The organism is Pseudomonas sp. CFBP13508 (genome assembly GCF_005233515.1).
GTDB classification, from domain to species: domain Bacteria; phylum Pseudomonadota; class Gammaproteobacteria; order Pseudomonadales; family Pseudomonadaceae; genus Aquipseudomonas; species Aquipseudomonas mercuritolerans.
In genome coordinates, this window is the sequence record NZ_QFZZ01000001.1 from 967644 (window position 1) to 988225 (window position 20582).

The 20582-nt window shown below is 58.5% G+C and carries 16 protein-coding genes and 1 pseudogene; 3 read left to right on the plus strand and 14 right to left on the minus strand.

The window, feature by feature from the left end; translation table 11 throughout:
- Positions 1 to 52 precede the first annotated feature (52 nt).
- The 8 genes from PspCFBP13508_RS04255 to gspG form a co-directional block, all read right to left on the minus strand.
- Positions 53 to 1162, minus strand: coding sequence for a substrate-binding domain-containing protein (locus PspCFBP13508_RS04255; protein WP_137213753.1), 1110 nt, complete (start codon positions 1160 to 1162; stop codon positions 53 to 55).
- 437 nt (positions 1163 to 1599) lie between these two features.
- On the minus strand, positions 1600 to 2811 hold the full coding sequence (gene gspF, locus PspCFBP13508_RS04260) for a type II secretion system inner membrane protein GspF (RefSeq protein WP_137213754.1): 1212 nt from the start codon (positions 2809 to 2811) through the stop codon (positions 1600 to 1602).
- Positions 2811 to 4217, minus strand: coding sequence for a type II secretion system ATPase GspE (gene gspE / locus PspCFBP13508_RS04265; protein ID WP_137213755.1), 1407 nt, complete (start codon positions 4215 to 4217; stop codon positions 2811 to 2813). Before gspE ends, gspF begins: the two co-directional genes overlap by 1 nt.
- A gap of 1161 nt (positions 4218 to 5378) precedes the next feature.
- Complete coding sequence (gene gspD, locus PspCFBP13508_RS04270; protein WP_137213756.1) at positions 5379 to 7760, minus strand: type II secretion system secretin GspD; 2382 nt, start codon at positions 7758 to 7760, stop codon at positions 5379 to 5381.
- Positions 7757 to 8305, minus strand: a complete 549-nt coding sequence (gene gspM / locus PspCFBP13508_RS04275; protein ID WP_137213757.1) for a type II secretion system protein GspM — start codon at positions 8303 to 8305, stop codon at positions 7757 to 7759. Before gspM ends, gspD begins: the two co-directional genes overlap by 4 nt.
- Positions 8298 to 9419, minus strand: a complete 1122-nt coding sequence (gspL, locus tag PspCFBP13508_RS04280) for a type II secretion system protein GspL (protein WP_137213758.1) — start codon at positions 9417 to 9419, stop codon at positions 8298 to 8300. Before gspL ends, gspM begins: the two co-directional genes overlap by 8 nt.
- The gene (gene gspK, locus PspCFBP13508_RS04285; protein WP_137213759.1) at positions 9416 to 10336 is read right to left on the minus strand and encodes a type II secretion system minor pseudopilin GspK; all 921 of its coding nucleotides are present in this window, start codon (positions 10334 to 10336) and stop codon (positions 9416 to 9418) included. Before gspK ends, gspL begins: the two co-directional genes overlap by 4 nt.
- A gap of 47 nt (positions 10337 to 10383) precedes the next feature.
- A complete protein-coding gene (gene gspG / locus PspCFBP13508_RS04290) occupies positions 10384 to 10800 on the minus strand; it encodes a type II secretion system major pseudopilin GspG (RefSeq protein WP_178084470.1) in 417 nt (138 codons plus the stop codon).
- Between the two features lie 190 nt (positions 10801 to 10990).
- On the opposite strand from gspG, the gene gspI reads away from it, so the two are divergent.
- A complete protein-coding gene (gspI, locus tag PspCFBP13508_RS04295; RefSeq protein WP_137213761.1) occupies positions 10991 to 11377 on the plus strand; it encodes a type II secretion system minor pseudopilin GspI in 387 nt (128 codons plus the stop codon).
- 341 nt (positions 11378 to 11718) lie between these two features.
- On the opposite strand, the gene PspCFBP13508_RS04300 is transcribed toward gspI, so the two are convergent.
- Positions 11719 to 12078 (minus strand): DUF6124 family protein, encoded by a 360-nt coding sequence (locus PspCFBP13508_RS04300; RefSeq protein WP_137213762.1) that lies wholly within the window; start codon positions 12076 to 12078, stop codon positions 11719 to 11721.
- A gap of 488 nt (positions 12079 to 12566) precedes the next feature.
- Here PspCFBP13508_RS04300 and PspCFBP13508_RS04305 point away from each other — a divergent pair, with 488 nt between their 5' ends.
- Entirely contained in the window at positions 12567 to 13871 is a 1305-nt protein-coding gene (locus PspCFBP13508_RS04305) for a PBS lyase (RefSeq protein ID WP_137213763.1), read from the plus strand.
- A 205-nt stretch (positions 13872 to 14076) separates the two neighbouring features.
- Positions 14077 to 14343: a hypothetical protein gene (locus PspCFBP13508_RS04310; protein WP_241669494.1), complete on the plus strand. Its 267-nt coding sequence runs from the start codon at positions 14077 to 14079 to the stop codon at positions 14341 to 14343.
- 157 nt (positions 14344 to 14500) lie between these two features.
- On the opposite strand, the gene PspCFBP13508_RS04315 is transcribed toward PspCFBP13508_RS04310, so the two are convergent.
- From PspCFBP13508_RS04315 to PspCFBP13508_RS04340, 5 genes and pseudogenes are all read right to left on the minus strand, one after another.
- Positions 14501 to 14860, minus strand: coding sequence for a DUF6124 family protein (locus tag PspCFBP13508_RS04315; RefSeq protein WP_071172636.1), 360 nt, complete (start codon positions 14858 to 14860; stop codon positions 14501 to 14503).
- Between the two features lie 472 nt (positions 14861 to 15332).
- Positions 15333 to 15620 (minus strand): annotated as a pseudogene (locus PspCFBP13508_RS04320) (hypothetical protein).
- Positions 15621 to 15944: 324 nt separating this feature from the next.
- Complete coding sequence (locus PspCFBP13508_RS04330) at positions 15945 to 18167, minus strand: hypothetical protein (protein ID WP_137213765.1); 2223 nt, start codon at positions 18165 to 18167, stop codon at positions 15945 to 15947.
- Between the two features lies 1 nt (position 18168).
- Positions 18169 to 19329, minus strand: coding sequence for an ATP-binding protein (locus tag PspCFBP13508_RS04335; protein WP_137213766.1), 1161 nt, complete (start codon positions 19327 to 19329; stop codon positions 18169 to 18171).
- 271 nt (positions 19330 to 19600) lie between these two features.
- Positions 19601 to 20497, minus strand: coding sequence for a hypothetical protein (locus PspCFBP13508_RS04340; protein ID WP_137213767.1), 897 nt, complete (start codon positions 20495 to 20497; stop codon positions 19601 to 19603).
- Positions 20498 to 20582 lie beyond the last annotated feature (85 nt).

Genomic DNA, 20582 nt, shown 5'->3' on the forward strand with positions numbered 1-20582 from the left:
AAATGGCAGCAGCCCGAAGGCTGCTGCCATTTCATTGCGCGTGTAGCAGGACTTACAAAGGACGACCCACGCCGTTGCAGACGCTGGCGTTGTTGATGTCCAGGTTGTTGCCGGTGGAGTTGGTGACGAAGTTGGCGGTCACAGCGTTTTTCCAGTTGGTTGGAACCGGAATGAAGCCGTGGGCAGCAGTAGCGGCAGCGTTGCCCGGAATGCTGTAGTGCTGGGTCAGGAAGGCCTTCACGTCAGCGGCAACCGCTGCGTCCTTGTAGCACTGGCCGAAGATGAAGTTGGTGTAGGCCGCCATGGCATAGCCGGTACTTGGGTTGGCTACGACCGGTACCCACTGCGCCGGGTTGGATGGGGTGGCTGGCAGAGCAGCCGACGACAAGGCAGCGTTGACGTTGGCGCTGGTAGGCTGAACACCGTTGATGCGCGCCACAACGGCGTTGCTCGAGGCGTTCACACCGTCCGGACCGACATAACCGATCGAACCGTCCACAGCGTTGACGGCAGTAGCAACTTCAGCGGTGTTGACCACACCTACCCAGTTGCCTGGCAGCGGAGAGCCACCCAGACGAGCGCTGGTAAAGGTAGTGCCGACGGCGAACTTGCCAGGGCACACCGAGTTCAGGTGACGGGTGAGAATTTCAGTGGTGCCGCTGGAAGCCGTGCGATAAACCACGCGGATCAGTGTCGGGTCGGTTTTGGCGTCGTTGTTGAGTAATTCACCCCAAGTGATCTTGGCACCGGACAATGCGTCGCACAGTTGCGTGCTGGTCAGGTTGAGGGTGGTGTTGCCAGTTTTTTTGTAAGGGATCGCCACCGAGGTCGCAACCGATGGCAACTGAATCAGCGGGCCGTAGGAAGTACCGAAGTTGGCGGTGTAGTTGCTGAGTTCGGTAGCGCTGAGAATCGAATCGCTGGCAGCAAAGTGCACTGTGCCGGTGGTGCCAAATTGCGAAGCGTTGTTGGTCAGGAAAGCACTTTTGCCAATGCCGCTACCGGTCACGGCGTAGCTGAAGTTGGCAGGCAGGATGCTGTTGGCAGAACCTTTGTACAGTGCGGCAGGCAGCGAGGCGCCACCACCGGTTACGGCCATGGCCTGGGCGGAAGCCAGAGCGGCGACGGTCAGTGAGGCGGCGATCAGAGTGCGCTTGAACATGAAGAATCTCCTTTTCAACTTGGTTTGGAACACAGGTTTCGGAAGGCTTGCATGACACCGGGAGGGTCCACCGTGGTGGAGCCGCAGAGAGAAATTCGCAGCTTCCGGTGACAGATAAAGGAAAAAACCTCGGGAGCTGCGGGGGGATTTTTGCGCGGATTTCTCGGGTGTTTGCGGGGTGTGGCAGCATGTCTGGATCGGGGGTTTGGCTGAATCGGGCTGGAGGCGTTGGCGGGTGGTTGCAGATGACAGAATGGAGAACCCGAGGATGGCGGGCTCGGGACTCGGGTGAGGGTCAGGCCGGTGCAAAATATTTGAGTTTTGTGTTGTCGGGACTGGCGCTTTCGCGAGCAGGCTCGCTCCCACAGTTGAAATGCGTTCCTCTGTGGGAGCGAGCCTGCTCGCGAAGAGGCCGGCCCGGCCGACATCAAACTGGGCTACTGCACCAACTGGTTGATCTCAATAATCGGCAACAACACCGCCATCACAATCACCAGAACCACCCCGCCCATCACCACAATCATCAGCGGTTCGAGCAAGGCGGTCATGCCCATCGCTCGCCGTTCGATATCCCGCGATAGAGTCTGTGCCGCGCGCTCGAGCATCGGTGGCAGTGAGCCGGTTTTCTCGCCGCTGGCGATCAGGTGAATCAGCACCGGCGGGAAGACATTCTCCACCCGCAGCGCGGCGGCGAGGTTGACGCCTTCGCGCACCTTTGCCGTGGCCTCGCTGACGCTCAGGCTCAAGCGGTCGTTGGACAGCGTCTGCCGCGCCGCTTCCAGCGCACGCAACAACGGCACCCCGGCGCCGCCGAGAATTGCCAGCGTAGACGCGAATCGCGCGGTGTTCAGCCCGAGAATGAAACGCCCGAACAGCGGCAACTTCAGCACCCGGTGATGCCAGCTCAACCGCGCCGCTGGATTGCGCAAATACAAACGCCAACTCCAGAACGTCCCGGCCATCACAGCCGCACACAACCAACCCCACGCGCGAATGAAATCACTGGCGGTGAGCATCGCCAGGGTCAGCCCCGGCAAATCCTGCCGCGCCTGGGAAAACGCGCTGACCACCTGCGGCACCACGTAGCTGAGCAGGAAAATCACAATGCCGATCGACACCAGCCCGACCACGCCCGGATAGATGAACGCGGTAAGAATCTTGCCGCGCAGGTTGTTGCGTTCCTCGATGTAATCGGCCAACCGTTCCATCACCTGGGCGAGATCTCCGGACTCCTCGCCAGCGGCAATCAGCGCGCGGTAAATCTCGGGAAAATCCCGTGGCCGCGACGCCAGCGATTCCGCCAGACGCATGCCGCTGCGCACATCGGCGCGCACGGCGCTGAGGGTCTGGGCGATGTGCTTTTTTTCGGCCTGCTCGACCGTCGCGCTCAGCGCTGCTTCCAATGGCAGGCTGGCGCCGAGCAGGCTCGCCAATTGCCGCGTGGCCCAGGCGAGGTCGTTGTCGGAGAGTCTGGCGCTGAACAAACCGCCGCCACCGTGGTGGGCGACGTTGCTTTCCTCGTGCACCGACAGCGCCGTCAGGCCACGCCCGCGCAAGGCACTGAACGCCGCGCTCTGGCTGTCCGCCTCAAGGTACCCGGATTCGATTTTTCCCGTGGCATCCGCCGCTTCAAAGCGATAGCGATTCATCAGGCGTCCCGTGTCACACGAAGGATTTCTTCCGGCGCGGTGGCACCGCTGCGAATCCAGCGCTCACCGTCCTCACGCAGGCTGAACATCCCCGCTTTCGACGCCGCCGCACGCAAGGCCTGCTCCCCTGCCCCTTGGTGAATCAGCGTGCGGATGTCGTCGTCGATGCAGAACAATTCGTGAATGCCGGTGCGGCCGCTGTAACCGGTGTGATTGCATGCCGCGCAACCGACCGGACGCCAGGTGCCGGGCGTGGCCGGATCTTCCTGTTTGCACTGATTGCACAGGCGCCGCACCAGACGTTGCGCGAGGACGCCGAGCATGGATGACGCGAGCAAGAACGGCTCAACGCCCATGTCGATCAGGCGATTGACTGCCGACACCGCGTCGTTGGTGTGCAGCGTCGCCAGCACCAAGTGCCCGGTGAGCGAAGCCTGCACGGCGATTTGCGCAGTCTCGAGATCGCGGATCTCGCCGATCATGATGATGTCCGGGTCCTGGCGCAGAATCGCCCGCAGCGCGAGGGCAAAGGTCATGTCGATCTTGGCGTTGACCTGAATCTGGCTGATCCCCGGCAAATCGTATTCCACCGGATCTTCCACGGTGAGGATGTTGCTGGTGCTTGCATCCAGCCGCGCCAGCGCCGCGTAGAGGCTGGTGGTTTTGCCGCTACCAGTCGGCCCAGTGACCAGGACGATGCCGTGGGGCTGGCGAATCAAATGGTCGAGTTTGGCCAACACCTGCGCATCCATGCCGAGGGTTTCCAGATGCAAGCGCCCGGCCTGTTTGTCGAGCAGGCGCATCACCACGCGTTCGCCATGGCCGGTGGGCACCGTCGACACCCGAATATCGATCGGCCGCCCCGCTACGCGCAAGGCGATACGCCCGTCCTGGGGCAAGCGTTTTTCGGCGATATCGAGCTGGGCCATGATCTTGATCCGCGACACCAGCGCACCGTGCAACGCCTTGCGCGGCGAGACCACATCCCGCAGGGTGCCGTCGACGCGATAGCGCACCACCGAATGGGTTTCGAACGGCTCGATGTGGATGTCACTGGCCTCGTCGCGCGCGGCTTGGGTGAGCAAGGCGTTGATCATGCGAATCACCGGCGCGCCGTCCTGGGTGTCGAGCAGGTCGGTGATTTCCGGCATGTCCTGCATCAGTCGATCGAGATCGACTTCGTTCTCGGCGGCACCGACCACCGCCGCCGCACTGCCGGTATCGGCGTAAGCGCTGGCGAGCAACCCGTCGAGCTCGTCATCACGCACCCGCTCAACCTGCGTCGCACCGAACTGCCGACGCACCTCGCTGATCGACCAGCCGGGCGTTGACGGGCACACCGTCAGCACGCCATCGCGCAACAGAATGCGCTGCGCCTTGGCCCAGGCGTAAGGCAACCGACTCATCGCCCACCCTCCCCACCATCCGCTGTGGCAATGCGATCTTCTGTGGCAATGCGATCCCCTGTGGCAATGCGATCCCGTGTGGCGAGGGGATTTATCCCCGTTGGGTTGCGCAGCAGACCCAAACCTTGAGAACCGGTTTCTACAGGCAAATCGCGTGTGCCGGTTTTACGACTGCTGCGCAGCCGAGCGGGGATAAATCCCCTCGCCACAGTCATCATTCCAGTCAAAACCGGGTGCTCCCTTCGATCGGTACCGTGGCAATGGAATTCCCTGTGGCAATGAGATCCCTTGTAGCAATGAGATCCCTTGTGGCAATGCGATCCCCTGTGGCAATGGGAACCTCAGTGGCGAGGGGATTTATCCCCGTTGGGCTGCGCAGCAGACCCAAAACCTGAGAACCGGTTTCTACAGGCAAATCGCATGTGCCCGGTTTACGACTGCTGCGCAGCCGAGCGGGGATAAATCCCCTCGCCACAATCATCACCTCAGTCAAAACCGCGTGCTCCCTTCGATCAGTGCCGTGGCAATGCGATCCTCTGTGGCAATGCGATCCCCTGTGGCGAGGGGATTTATCCCCGTTGGGCTGCGAAGCAGACCCAAACCTTGAGAACCGGTTTCTCCAGGCAAATCGCGTGTGCCCAATTTACGACTGCTGCGCAGCCGAGCGGGGATAAATCCCCTCACCACAATCATCATCTCAGTCAAAACCGGGTGCTCCCTTCGATCGGTACCGTGGCAAGGGGATCCCTTGTGGCAATGAGATTCTCTGTGGCCATGGGAACCTCAGTGGCGAGGGGATTTATCCCCGTTGGGCTGCGCAGCAGACCCAATCTTTGAGAACCGGTTTCTCCAGGCAAATCGCGTGTACCGGTTTTACGACTGCTGCGCAGCCGAGCGGGGATAAATCCCCTCGCCACAGTCATCATCTCAGTCAAAACCGGGTGCTCCCTTCGATCGGTACCGTGGCAATGGGATTCCCTGTGGCAATGGAGTCCTCAGTGGCAATGGGATCCCCTGTGGCGAGGGGATTTATCCCCGTTGGGCTGCGCAGCAGACCCAAACCTTGAGAACCGGTTTCTACAGGCAAATCCCGTGTACCGGTTTCACGACTGCTGCGCAGCCGAGCGGGGATGAATCCCCTCGCCACAATCATCATTCCATTCAAAACCGGGTGCTCCGTTCAATCGGTACGGCTTTGATCGTGGCCCGTGGGCCTGATGTTGGCCCCGGCGCTGGCACGCCTTGCGCGGCGCTTGGCAATTGCGGCGCCTGCATGTCCGGCATCGCCCAGCTGCGTTCCGGCTGCAAGCCGCCCTGGGCGCGGCGCATGAAATCGTAGCGGTTGAGGGTGATGCTGCGCCCCGCTTCGCTGTCGCGGATGATGTACGGGCGCAGGAACACCATCAGGTTGGTCTTGGTGATCGCCCGGCGTTCGTTGCGAAACAGCGCGCCGATGCCCGGCAGGCTGCCCAGCCACGGCACCGCATCATTGCTCTGGCTGTAGCCGTCCTGAAGCAACCCGCCGAGAACCATGATCTGCCCATCATCAAGGAGGATGCTGGTATCAATCGCGCGCTTGTTGGTGACGATGCCGGCGGCGGTCACGCTGTTGGACGCGCGCTCATCGATGCTGCTGACTTCCTGATAGATATCCAGCTTCACCGTGCCGCCCTCGGAGATCTGCGGACGCACGTTGAGCTTGAGGCCGACCTCTTCGCGGGTGACGGTCTGGAACGGGTTGTTGCTGGTGCCCCCGCCGCCGGTGACGTAGCTGCCGCTGACAAACGGGATGGTCTGGCCGACAAAAATGCTCGCCGCTTCGTTGTCCAGGGTCAGCAGGTTCGGTGTCGACAGCACGTTGGTGCCGCCCTTGCTCTTCAGCGCCCGCGCCAGCACTTTCAGGTCGAGAATCTTGCCGATGCCGGGGATGTCGACCGTGCCGTTGACGTAGCCAAGATTCAAACCCTGCGGCAGTACGTCGATGCTGTTCTTGGCCCCCGTGTTGAGACCCGCGCCGCCGAGATTGGCGCCACCGATCACGCCCTTGCCGCCGAGATTGCCGGTCTGCCATTGCACACCGAATTCGCTGGCATCGTCCTCGCCAACCTCGACAATCAGACTCTCGATCACCACCTGCGCACGGCGCTGATCCAGCAAATCGATAACCTCACGCAGATTGCGATACAGCGGTTCCGGCGCGGAAATCAGCAGCGTGTTGGTGGTGGCATCAGCCTGAATCGTCACGCCGCCAGCGCTGAACGCAACGTTCTGTTCGCTGCTTTGCGTACCGCCACTGCTGCTGCCACCACCACTACCCTGCGCATAACTGCCGCCGCTTGCGCCGCTGCCAGTCGTCGTTGAAGTGCCAGTGCTCGGCGTGCTGCTCTGGCCGTTCTGCCCGGCATTGCCGCCGGTGCTGCTGCCCATCGCGCTGAGCACCGACCGCGCCGCGTCGCTGCTGCCGCTGTCACTCTCGCCGGTGAGCAAACCGCGCAACGCCTGCGCGAGTTTCGCCGCTTGGGCGTTGCGCAGATAAACCACGTGCAGATTGCTCGGATTGCTCTGCGCGTTGTCGAGTTTGTAGATCAAATTGCGCGCCAGCTCGGTACGCTCGGGGCTGCCGGCGCGGATGATGATGGTGTTGGAGCGCGGGTCGCCGATCACGGCGATTTTCTGCGTCGGATCATTGCCCGGCGCATCGAGCAAGTCGGCGACCATCGGCGCGATATCAGCGGCGATGCCGTTCTGGATCTGCACCACATCGGTGTCGATTGCGCTCGGCGTATCGATGCTGTCGATCAACTGCGCGACGCGGGTGAGGTTCTCGGCGTAATCGGTGATGACCACGGTGTTGTTGCCGGGATAAGCGTTGATCGGATTGTTCGGCGAAACGATCGGGCGCAGCACCGGGATCAGGTTCACCGCGTTCTCGTATTGCAGGCGAAACGTGCGCGTGAGCATGCCGTTGCCGGCCGGTTTGTCGGCGCTGTAGATCGGCCCGCCGAGCAGTTTCGCGTCGGCCTCGGGAACCACCTGCGCCACGCCGCCGACATCGACCACGCTGAAGCCTTGCATACGCAACGCCGCGAGCAGCATGTCGTAAGCCTGACGGGCCGGCACCTGACCTTCCGAGACCAAGGTCAGATTGCCCTTGACCCGTGGATCGACAAGAAACTGCTGCCCGGTGGCCCGCGACAGCGCACGCACCACCGCCTGAATGTCCGCCTCGACAAAATTCAGCGTCACCGGTTGCTCGCCCAACGGATTGCGCGGGATCGCATTGCTCGGCGCAACACCAGCACTGCGCCCACGCTGACTGATGTTGTGCAACTGCTTGGGCACCGGCCGCGCCTGAGCCTGCGCCCGTTCGCGATCGGCCACCGCGTCGCCGCTGCGCTGGGTGTTGGCCAGCGGCCGCCCGAGTTCGCTGTCGACCAACAGCGGCGGCTGATGCTGCGGCGCCGTGGTGCTGTTGCACGCGCTCAATGCCATCAGCAACAACGGCAGCGCCAGACGTGCCGGTTTGCAGCGTGACTCCTTCATGAAGCTTCCTTAGCGCCCTGCGCCTGATCCATGCGAACGGTGCCTGACAATGTGCCGGCGGTGACATCGGTCGAGGTTTCGTTTGCGCGTCGCAACTGCGCCTCGACCACCTGCAGAGAAAGTTGTGATGGCTGGCTGAGCAGCCAGTCGAGCAGCGCATCGGCCGGCGCGGAATCGACATTCAGCTGCCACGCGTCACCCTCCGCTGCTTGCAATTGGTAATGCCCGGCCAGCCCCGCCGCTTGCAGGCTTTGCTCCAGCGACTGGCCAACGCTCTGCCCCTGCGGCCTCAGGTTGACGCTGCGCAACAGCACTTCCAACGCCTCGGTTTGCGCGCGCAACTTGGGCGTTTCGCTCTGCCAGAAAGTGATCCTGGCCAACGGCGGCTTGACCAGCGTCAGCCAGATCAGCAGACCGACAAGCACCAGCGCCATGCCGGCGACCATGCGTTTTTCACGCAGCGCCAACGGCTGCCAACGCGCCTGCAACTGGCTACTGAAGCGCTGCCAGCGCGCACGGTAAATCGCCAGCGTCGCCCTACTCATCGTCTGCTCCGCTGTCGTCGTCTTCGTTGGTGTTTGCGCTGGATTCATCGCTCGGCCGCAGCGTCCAGCCTTCGTCATCGGCAGTGACGCTGATGCCGGCCTGGGCCAAGGTGCTTTGCCAGTCCTTGTCGTTGCTGCCACGGTTCGCATCGCTTAGCAACGCCAGTTGCAAGACGCCGTCGCGATAGGTCAGGCGCTCGACACTGCCGGCAATGAACGGCATGCCCGTGCCGGCCTGCAACACCAGCCGATTGAAGTTCTGCGCCGGATCATCGACCGCGCCTTTTTGCCGCTGCTCCAGTTGCTGACGCGCCTGTTGCAGCGGGTTGAGAATCACCGGCAATTCAGGAAAGGCCTGCTTCACCCGCTGGCTCATCTGCGCCTTGAGCTGCTGGCCCTGCCGCGCTTCGCGGGCGGCGTACAGATTCAGGCCAATCACCCAAACGGCCACGGCCAAAGCCACACACCCGACAGCACGACCCCAGCCACGTTGCTCGCCGCCGCTTTGCTGCAGACCACCGTGTAAACCCCAACCGGGCAAAGGACCCATCCAGCGCTGTGTCGCACCAGCTGCGAACGATGCCTCATCAACTTCGTCACCGAGCAACGGCTCAACCTGCGCATTGTTCAAACTCTCGCGCCGGAGCAAATGTCCGTCCGCCACACAAGCGACAACACCGGGCGCCACTGGCAGGCTATACGGCGCTGGATACAAACCGCGCAGACTCAAACCCGCCTGCTTCAGCAACGCCGCCAATCGCTGCAAGTGCTGCCGCGACACCCAGGCGATCTGCACCTGCCCGCTCGCATCGCGGGGACTGTGGCCGATATGCATCTGGCTGCTGTCACCGAGCATCAACGCCTGCGCCGCGCACTGAACAGCGGCCGCCGTTTTGTTCGCGGGCAGCGGCGGCAGATCGATGCTGGCGAGCAGGCTGTCGGCCGGATGCAGAAAACACAGCAGCGTTGGTTGCTTCGGCCGTTGCCCCAACTGGCGCAGGGTGAGCCGCTCCTCACGGCTGACCTGCCCCTGACGATCCAGACAGGCGCAGCTCACTTCGCTGTGCAACTCCAGCTCCGCCAGCGGCGGCAACGCGACTCGCAACTGGCTCATGCGCCCACCCGCGACCAGATCACCTGCGGCAGCCGATCCTCGCTGCGATGCAGCAAAGCGTCGAGGCTGACCCGGCGCTGATCACGCCGCGCCTCACCGCGCAAACGAAACCAGTCACTGGTGATGCCGACTTTGACGCTGCTCACTTCCAGCTGCGGCATGCGCAAGCGGTTCACGAAATCGCCGCGATTGATAAACCAGCGCCCGGCGTCACGCTCGGCAATCAACGCCGTCGCCCGCTCCAGCGAAAGCCCCGGCACATACGCCGCCAGCACCTGCGCCGTGGCGGTGTTGCCGTTGATCCACGTCGTCGCCGGAATCACCGTCACGTACGGCGCCAGTTGGCCGATCAGCGCATCGGTCACGCCTTCGACGCTGCGCAAGTCATCGAGTGTGCGCAGCATCGGCACCTTCGGCGGTGACGGTTTGTGATCGGCATCCGGCGAAGTCGCGCGGCCGCTGTCGAAACCGGCTTTGCCCGTCGCATCAATCTGCGCATTCAGCAGATGCGGATAACCGGCAATCACCCGTTGACGGATGCGCTGGCCGACAACGGCGCTCACACCGATCAACTCGCACAAGCGCTCGAACGCCTGCACCTGCGCCTCATCGATGCGCTCATTGGCGACCAGATTGCGCAGGTTGAACTTGCCCTGCTCGTCCTCCAGCCGCCCGGCAAAACCCGCCGCCAACAACGGCTGCGCCCAAGGCTGATCACGCCGGGTCAACGGATCACGCAGGCGCGCATCCCACAGCAACTGCCGGCTGATCTCCAGACCACCCTGCGCGACCCAACGCCCCTGCACCCGCTGCTGATCGGCCTCCAGCGCACGGGTCGCCACGCTCTGCCGCGTCAACATCCCCGCCGCAATCACCGCCACCACGGCGGCAATTAACAACGCGCTGATAATCGCCATGCCCTGTTGCTTCGCCCCGTTGAGCGAACCTGTGTTCACGGCCGGCCTTACAACTGCCAGGAACCGATATCGGTATTCACGCCATCGCCGTCAGGCTGACCATCGGCGCCGAGGGAAAAGATATCGACCTCACCGTTCGCGCCCGGGTTGAGGTACTGATAAGGCCGGCCCCACGGGTCATTCGGCAAACGCTCCAGATACGAACGCCAGTTGCTGTTCTTCGCATCCGCCGGCCGCTCGACCAACACCTTCAGGCCCTGATTCATGCTCGGATACGTGCCGTGATCGAGGCGATACAACTTCAACGCCTGCATCAACCCGCCAATATCCTGCTTCGCCGCCGTCGCCCGCGCCTGATCCGGCCGGTCAAGCACCTTGGGCACCACCATCGCCGCCAGAATCCCCAGAATCACCACCACCACCATGATCTCGATCAAGGTAAAACCCTGCTGGCGACGCGGCATGCGCGGCGACTGACTGAGCGTGTTCAAAGGTGCGATATCCATCTCGACATTCCCTGGCTTGATCCGAATTCGACGCGCAGTGTTGCAAGAAGATATGTCAGGGATGTTGAAAATCCTCGGGTGTTTCCGTCGTCAAGCCGTCAAGGACGGGGGTTAGCGTCGAGGGCTGGGTTTTGCTTTTAGGCCATGTATGCGCGCGCGTTCGCGAGAGAAAGGATTCACCCTGATTGAAGTGCTGGTGGCACTGGCGATCATCGCCGTCGCCATGTCCGCCGCCGTGCGTGTGGCGGGGTTGATGACGCAGAGTAATGGGCTGCTGCGGGATCGATCGATTGCGCTGATTGCCGCGCAGAGCCGGATGGCTGAGCTACGGCTGGAAGGTCGATTGCCGAATGGGGTGAAGGCTGTTGAATGTGATCAAGGGCGGCTTATGTTGCGCTGTGAACAGGTGATTGCCAGCGCAGAGAATGGACGGCTGCTCAGGATTGGAATCCAAGTATTCGACCGCAATCAGGATGCGCCGCCGTTGGCCAGACTGGAGACCCTGTTGTCACGGCCAGGAAGCCCCTCACCCTAGCCCTCTCCCGAGGGAGAGGGAACCGATACGGGGATGTTCCAGAGATACGCCGACCTGAACGTATCGCTCTGAATCCATAATCAACGCGGTCGCTCAGGTCGATGTAAAACGCAAGACACCTCGGTCGGCCCCCTCTCCCTCCGGGAGAGGGCTGGGGTGAGGGGCTCTTCTGCCACGGTGCATAAGCATCAAAAATCCATAATCAACACGCTCGTCCAGGTCGATGCACAACGCAAGACACCTCGGTCGGCCCCCTCTCCCTCCGGGAGAGGGCTGGGGTGAGGGCCTCTTCTGCCGCACCTAAAATCCCAAGGCCCTGCGCCGGATCAAGGCCAACGACATCACCCCGCCACCTCCAAATTATCCATAACCCGATTCACCGCCAGCTCCCCCAACATGATCAGTTGAGCAACCCCCAACAACGCCCGCCGCTGCGGCGCCGGCAGCAAACTGGAAATGTCCTGAGCAATCGTCTTCGCCGAAGCAAGCGTTTCACTCGCATCAGCCAGCAGTTCTTCATTCTTGGTATCCGCCGTCACCGCATACATCCCACGCGCCTTACGTGGCGGAGGCAGGAGATTGTTTGGCGACAGGTAATGATCAAGCGCGCGGTCGGCGGCTTCGTGGAGTTTGTTTGAATCGGGGGATTCGTAGGGAGACGAGGGATCGATTACGGGTGGGTTGGGTGTGGGTTTGATCATGGTGAAGCTCCTTGATTATTGGAGCCGCCACGTTTCGCTGCGAAACGAAGAGAGGTGGCAGCTGTACGCAGGTTCGCAGACCGGGAATCAAGGAACCCGGCATACCCGAAGGTATCCCGCGCACAACCGCCATAAAGCATCATTGCCAAAAATGACAACGAACTGGAGCGCTGTGCGCCTTGATTGATCCGGGCTGCGAAACCCGATCGCTGATTCGTCAGCGACCGCACCACAATAGAACCCGCTCCCTAGGCGCACAAGCCGGCGGATTCTGGCGTAGCTGTAGGCAAAGGCGCAAGGATATGTAGCCTGGGAGCGTGACTGGAGATGTCTTTTTAAACATGGACGGTCGTCGAAAAATTACTGCCCCGCCCACCTCCTGAAAAGATCTGTCCCGTTACCCGAGAATTTTGCCCGCAAGAGCAAGTCGCGTAGGCTGCTGCTTTTGCACTAACAATATGCACCCGCAAGGACGCACAGGACTGCACATGAACACTACACAAGACTGGCTGGCTCGGTTGGCACGCAAGCAAGGACAGCTCTCCGATTATGAAAGCTATCGGCGCAACGAGGCGCTGGAGATACTCGCTCACTTCAATAACACCGGCACATGGGCAGACGTGAGCAATCACTCCAACGGCTTCGTCAGGGAAGTCGCGGTGCGAGAACTGTGCAGGCAACCGTCCCCCGAAGCATTAGCCGTGTTGATCGAACGTCTGAACGATTGGGTCCCTCAGGTTCGCGAATTGGCAGCGGACGGCCTGAAGCACTACCTGTCACCAGCTCACACCCAGGCATGGTTATCGGCACTGGAACCCTTGATGGCATTGGCAGCGCAACGCCGGGTCGACCACGCCCAGACACTGTCGGCGGTCCGAGCGATGCTGCAATCGGTGGACTGCTGGGATGAGGTCTACGCTGACTTCTTGAATCGCCAGGGCAAAGCCGCGCGCTACCTGTTTACGCTGTTGCTTGAAGCCCCCGACGCTCCCGTAACGCTGATACGCAGTGCGTTGGCTCATCGCGAGTTGACCGTACGGTTGATGGCGGTGTCGGCGAGCCTGAATCTACCGGCGACGCAGAGTCTGCCGTTGCTCCTTGAAGCCATGTCGTACCCCGGTGCCAAAATCCGCGTACGCGTGCTTTATGCGCTGCTGCCGCTGCTCGTCGATCCGAAACCTGTACTGCGCGAAGCGTTGATAGATGCTTCACCGGCAGTACGCAATCTGGCGCTTTGGGCTGCGGCTCGTAACGATGTTGATGCTCATACAGTGCTGACCGAGCGCCTACGTCAGCCTTTGCCCACATCAAAACAACATTGGCTGGGCGTGCTCGGGCTCGCCACAGAACTGGCTGTGGAGTTGCCAAAGCGATGGCATACACTTGCGCTGCGCTCGAGCTATGTGACTGTGCGACAAGCCGCAACACGCCTGCTTCGCGATGATCAACTTTCTGAGCTGTTCGAGGCGCTTGATGATCCTTCGGAGAAAGTATTTGCGGTGGTGATTGCGAAACTGGACAAAATACCGTGGTCCTTATTGCACATCAGATTGACGGCCAAACTTGATCAAGACTGGCATGAGCTTACTTCGAAACGGCGCAGCACCATTTTCCGACTTGTTCCGACGTGGCAACAACTCGGCTACTTGCTGAAACGCCTCGACACGGGGCACGCCGGCCAAACCTATTGGCTCGGCCAAATCGATGCGTGGTGTGACGGGCAGTATCACGCTTTCGATCCGATAACTCCCAAGACCGATCGCGCCGCATGGCAAGAAAAGCTCGTGAATTAAAGGCAAACGGACAGATCCGCTCGGGTGCGCGGTAGTCATGACTGGTTTTGTCGAACTACAAGTCAGCTGAAGGAACTATGAAATCAAAGCTTCGATCCTCGTACTTGTCGCACTGTATTGCACGGGTTTCAGCGCAGCGTTTGCCAATGGCTCACAGGCGTCAAACGACAAGCCCGGGCCAGCAGGCATCGTCGTCGGTGAGCGTTTGGCTGCGGCCAAATCCAAGCTCGTCAAACAAGGATGGAAGCCAACACCGATGCACACCACCGACGGGTATGAATACAGTGGCGTGGAGAAGGAGCTGGCTACACGCAATTACTTCGAACTGGACACCTGCTCGTTTGATAGCTCGCGCTGCATCTTGTACTACTCGAAGAAAGGCTCTTGCCTGCGCGTCGATACCATCGGTGAGCAGTTCAATGACATGACGGTGACGCGATGGACCGGTGAATGTCCTGAAGCGGCTGAATAATCACGCAAAACTAAACCGACCCGCTCCCACAGGTTTCAGCGACGAACACAACGTCCCTGATTAACACAAAACCCTGTGGGAGCCAGCCTGCTGGCGATAGCGGATTATCCGGCAGCAGAAACAGCGCATTTGCCATCGCTGCCATCCCTACTCCACATCAACCCGGCAATTCCAAATTATCCATCACCCGATTCACCGCCAGCTCCCCCAACATGATCAACTGCGCAACCCCCAACAACGCCCGCCGCTGCGGCGCCGGCAACAAACTGGAAATGTCCTGAGCAATCGTCTTCGCCGAAGCAAGCGTTTCACTCGCATCGGCCAGCAATTCTTCGTTTTTGGTATCAGCGGTAACGGCATACATCCCCCGCGCCTTACGCGGCGGAGGCAGGAGATTGTTTGGCGACAGGTAATGATCTAGCGCGCGGTCGGCGGCTTCGTGGAGTTTGTTGGAATCGAGGGATTCGTAGGGAGACGTGGGGTCGGTTTCGGGCGGGTTGGGTGTTGGTTTGATCATGAGTGAATCTCCAAATCATAGAAAAGGAGCCATCATCTTTTCGCTACCAAACGAAGGGGGTGGTGGCCATACGAAGGTTGGTAGACCGGTGACTTGGAAAACCGGCGCGCCCGAAGACGCCCTGCGCATGGCCACCATAAAGCAACAGCCCCAAAAGGACTGTATCCGGTGACGCTATGCGCCAAGTCTAAACCGGGCTACCAAACCCGATCGCTGATTCGTCAGCGACCCGACCACAATAGAACCCGCCACCAAGGCGCACAAGCCGGCGGATTCTGGCGTAGCTGTAGGCAAAGGCGCAAGGATGTGTAGCCTAGGAGAGTGTTTGGAGATGTCTTTTTAAACGTTGGTGTTTATCTAGACTTCATTCCGTCTCGGCCCCCCACGGCAGATCCGTCCTCTGCCCCAACAGACGAAGGAAAATGGCCGGGATTGCCAGTCGTAACTCACAACCTGGGCCATATAAATAGTGCTATTTCTTCCAGCACATATCGACGTCATCTTGAGTGCTCAGGTCTGTATCGATGCCCAACCGGTACCTACAGTAATCAATAATTCACCCCCGCGCCTCCGCCGTCAGGCGCTCCACCTTCCTGATCTCTCCATTATTGGCGTGGATGTTGTAGAAATTCATCTGAAGCGTGGGGTGTTTCTTGATGAAGGCAATGATCTGGATGTCTCCATCCTCAACGGCCTTGTAGTAGCCGACATAGAGCAAGGCCACCACGACGAGGATTGCCGCGATTAAAAGCTTTTTCATTTCTGTGGTGCCGGCGGCGGAGGCAGTTGGGTTTTCGCTCTGACATTTCTGACCAGCTCCATTCCAATATTGCCGGGACAGATTTTTGCTTGTCCTGGATATTCCCGATGTACACCAAAATTCTTGATAAAAAAACGTTTTTCAATGCGTCCATCAGCCCCCTTTTTTCTGGACGCACCTTCACAGCCAGATATCGGCGAAGCGGCTTAAGAAGGGGATCGATTGAAATAAACCAGCCCCCTTTTCCCCCGAGAAAAAAGCCATGATCCGGGCAGAGCGCTCCCGCAACGAATGCCGGCAGGCATCGGCGTTAGAGGATACTGATCACAATGGAGGCTCGTAATCAGGATCGAGCAGGTAAATGATCTCAGGCACATGAGGCGTCAAGATCTCGATTAGGCTAGCCCGCAGACGACGATCGACGTCCTTGTGCAGTCGGATCTTCCCGATCGCCAACGCCATCGCAAACTCCATGGCAGCCTCCCCGCGCTCCTGCCCATACCCTGCGGCAACACGCTGAATAATGTCCGCCATCGACAAGCTATGAGTTTCCTGAGCCCGATAATCAAGTTCCGTCGGCAGCGCGGCGCGCAAGAATGCCGCCTGGATTACGCCATCGTCGAAGCGCGAGAATACCTCTGGCGAGAGGAGAACCTGTTGAAGTTCCCCAGACTCCAGCCGCTTGGCATTCTGCACCTTATCGCTGTATCGAGCATTCTGCAGAATCCACAAAATGGTGAGGTATATGTCCGTCGACGACGCAGCTCTGACATCTTTCTTACCGTCAACAAACGCAAATCCTCGGCTTAGGGTCATCGGCAGACTGGTGCGGCTGCTCGGCCAGAATGGGTGCAAACCAAGACCTCCCGTGGCAGCGTTATCAAACACCTGCATGCGCTGAGTAACTGCCGACGAGAAGGTGCTTGCAAACGAGTTCAAGGAGCTGAGCACCCGTTGCTCTTCACCCCAGTGAGTCGTACACGCAAGCTCCGCAGCCGGGATCTCGATGAATGCCTTGAAGACGTACCGACTATGCCCCTTGGGTGGCTGTGTCAGGTTGCTCTGAAGCTCTTTCATAATCTGATAGCTACGCCCAAAGAGGGCCCCCGTTATGTAAAGGCGGGTGCCCGCTTGCTGGGCGGTACGCAGCCGACGGCTTACGCTCTGCAGACGCGAACCACGCTCGGCAACAGCTGCAATGACGATGACAGATCCGTCAAAATTTACGCTGGCATCGAAATTATCGAAGGACACCTTGTTCTCGACCGTGACACCACAAGACGCCAAGTATTTGATCGCACGGTCGGCCAAGGCTTCACTGGCCCCGTCGTCATCGTGGATGACCCACTTGGTCGACGCGACAGCCTCCTCCCGCAACACTCGCTCGTACCACACACCGAAATCATGGGCAGCCACCAGCTTATCTTTATCGACATGTACCGTCCGAGGCCTTAGCCCTGGCCGATCATGGGTATAGCAGCTGAACAAATCGGCACCCATGAATGAGTAGAACTTGGCTTGAAGCGCGTCTGGAGCATGATCAGTGCCAATGTTCAGCACCTTGGTTTCGCTGTGCTCGGCGACGAACCGTTCGCCATGGATGCGAATCAGACGAATCCCACCCGCTTCGCCCTCTCCAAGCACTTCGAAGTCGTCAGGTTGCTTGAGCGCATGCAAGACCGAGCAAGAATTCGATGCCTCATCAAAAGAAAGAAGGGTCGCAACACGCGTTGGCGAAGCGCTATTGACCTTCACCCACTGCTTTGCAAGACCACATTGGCTCGACGCAGAAATGAGGCACAGGGCAGAAACGGCCTTGGGCAAAGGCCCGTCCTTGATGAGGCCTTCGTGCGAATGGAATGACCGGATGTTCGCAAAGCCTGGCACCCCGAATCGTACAAGGTACATCTGCATCGCCATCGCCAGAGGTAACAAGGCGATCGTGTCCAAATACAACGTATCTGGCGCCGCCATGCCATCGTCCGTGGCTTTCTTGATGAAGGGCAGGCATGCAAACGCCAGGTAATGGGCGTGCAAAGTCTCGGACAGCAGGTCTTCCGCACGGATGAAATAGTTCGAAGCCCGAGACGACGGCTTTGAATAGAAAAAGCCTGGAGGCGCCTTCTTCAGTACGTCTGAGCAATCGACTAGGCGGTTCAGACCAGTTTTTGCAATTTCATTGGAATTGCCCTTGATGAGCGCCTCGAACCTCAGTTTCGGGCCAGAAATATGGACGTACTCGGTAATCGCACCGTTCACATCGTAGAAGGCACAGGCATAGGTGCGAGGCGAGCCTGGGCCTTTCCGGCTCAACTCCGCCTTTAGGGGTGATGTAGGCGCTGCCATCTGGGCGCGAAATTCGAGCAGGGTATAACCCGGCATCAAAAACACCATGAGATCAGGCATAACGTAGCCAGAAAGCTGATGCTGGAGGGCGTGCGCTGCTTGCGTGTCAGTGATTAGATCAGGTCCGGTGAAGAAAAACACTGCATTTATCGGCTTGCCGGCCTGGAGCAGCTCGACTTCAAAATCCATGAGATCGAACATGTCAGTTCACCGGAATGCAGATAGTGAAGACGGTGCCTTCCACAGCGGAGAGCACCCGGCCACCGTATCGAATAGACGGATCGAACTCCATAATCTCATCACTTCCTTGAAATGCCTGATGCAGTGAAAGCCGACCTGTTCGGACACGCACGAAGGCCTTGAGCTTGTTGAGCGCCTGAACGGCGTTATGCAGTCCCATACCGGAGTTCGGAGACTGCGGCTTGGAGGTAACGTGTTTTTTGAAGCAATCAAGCGTGGCCTGTAGTTCAGTTTCATGGCTCAGCTCCTCAAGCCTTTCTACTGGCCGCCCCTCTTTCGCTGTCAGCCACCGACGTGCCAAACCCGGGCCACTGTCAATGACCGAAATCTCCAAGAAGTCCAACACCTCGGCTGTCAGAAAACGCTTCAGTATGAACCTCGCCAATTCAGGCTCGTTGGCTGAATACTCAAGAGCATCTTGGCGACTCATGCGATTAAGCTTAATGGATGTCCCGCGCAGCGCCTTCTTGTACTTGTTTCCGTCCACATCTGTGACAGCGTGTTGGTCGGCATTGGAAATCAATTCCCATAGCACGCTGCCCAGTGCTGGTAGGCCTAACCTCAGGAGAATTCCCCGATCCCCCCGCGAGTTCATCAGCATCGAAGACTTCTCGACCAGCGTTGAGAACCAGGTCTTTGGCTGTACCTTGGGCTCGGCATGATCGAAGTAAAAAGGCTTGATGAACTCACGTTTGGCGTAGTTGACGCTGAACAAATTGATCACTGTAGGGCGGGCACCACGGGCGCCTGCTGTGTAACGCAGTTCGCCTTCAAACATCGCATCAACTAGAGGCCTGATGGCAATCAGCGCTGTGCGCTTGTCAATGACCTGATGATCTTGGGCATGGACTTCAGCGCACATGATCAACGCCGAGAACCCTGCGGCGCTCTGGGCCAACTGCGTGATTTGCCTCATCGCGTCGTCACCAGCAGCTGCGTGCAGGTGAAGGACAGCTTTTTCGCAAGCACGTGCCCAGGTCACGATGAACTGTGCCAAGGCCGCATCAACTCCCAATCCACCGCCGTGACTCATGCTGATGGGAAGTCGGAGGTTAGGATCCGTACCAAGCGATTGATAAAGATCCTCGATCTCGTAAAGGTTGAGCTTTCGGCTGATTTGCATTTACGTCCCTCACATTCCATCGTTGACTTGGCGATAACTGGAGTACCGAGCCGCCAACGCCTTGACCTACCTTAGCCGCCCCAAGCCTCATACCATCATGGTGGGTGAAGGCGGAGCACGCGGAAGACTCTACGCGTTGCAACAGATTTATGCGACGCCCTGAATAACTAAAGAAAGGAGACTGTTCTATTTTTAGAAATCAGATCAGCCCCTTTTTTAATATGCTAATTATCTTTTCGGCGGGATGCATTTCTTAGCGAGCGCTCTATTGCTAATCCTTGTAATTCACCTTAACCAAGACAGACGGCGGCTCAGAAAACTCGCAATTATCCAACCGCAACTTAGAGAAGCCCCGAAGTCGATTAACTTCTTTCATCACACGAGAATACTCCAACTTAAATTTTGGCTTTTCTTGATGATAACTGACAGTAGACAGCTTGCTTTTCTTTTTTGGATTTAACATTGGAGAAAAACTTCGCAGATACACCGGACGATAATGATCATCGCATCGGGCAAGCCAGCCCCCCATAAAACTAGCCAATGAGAGATCCTGTTCCTTTATTGCGAGATTAGAAGTGGAGCTTATATCACCCCAAGTTTCATGCTTGAACCCCTTCTGAACTCTTACCGAGTCGTAAACAACCCCATGAAGCCCCTCATAGTTAAAATATTTCTCATACACACGATTTATGACTTCGTAAAAATTACCATCCTCACTTTGAAACAGTGAGTTTATTAAATCCTTGGCCGTCGAACCCTTTACGTTAGCCTCTACAAAAAAAGCGTCAACTTTAAACGAGAAGTAACTATAGAGAAAGTAATCGCCTGGTTTAATGCCGCACTCCATTAGAGCCACATAAGGATGATCAGCCAAGTAAAGCTTACGCTCTCCACTGTAGTTAAAACGGCCAACAGAAGTGGGCGCAACGCTCTTCTTAGGAGGCAGAAATTCTTTAATTAATACTTTCCCAGAAAGAAAATGTTCAATATCGACTTCACGAATTGAACGAACTCTGGAAAAAATAGAGCCCATGGCATAAACTCTATTTACCATGCGTAAGCCAGCCAAATCTATACTTTCTGGGGCTGCATTCGGGTATAGGCTGTCATGTATTGCGCTGCAATAACCTTCAACACCGATTTCCGGATCAAATTGCTTAAAATTCAAAATAAACCCCTAAAACAAAATCAATAACCTTACATCATCTCGCAAAAACAATGCAACCAGGCAAAAGCACAATAAAAACAAAACA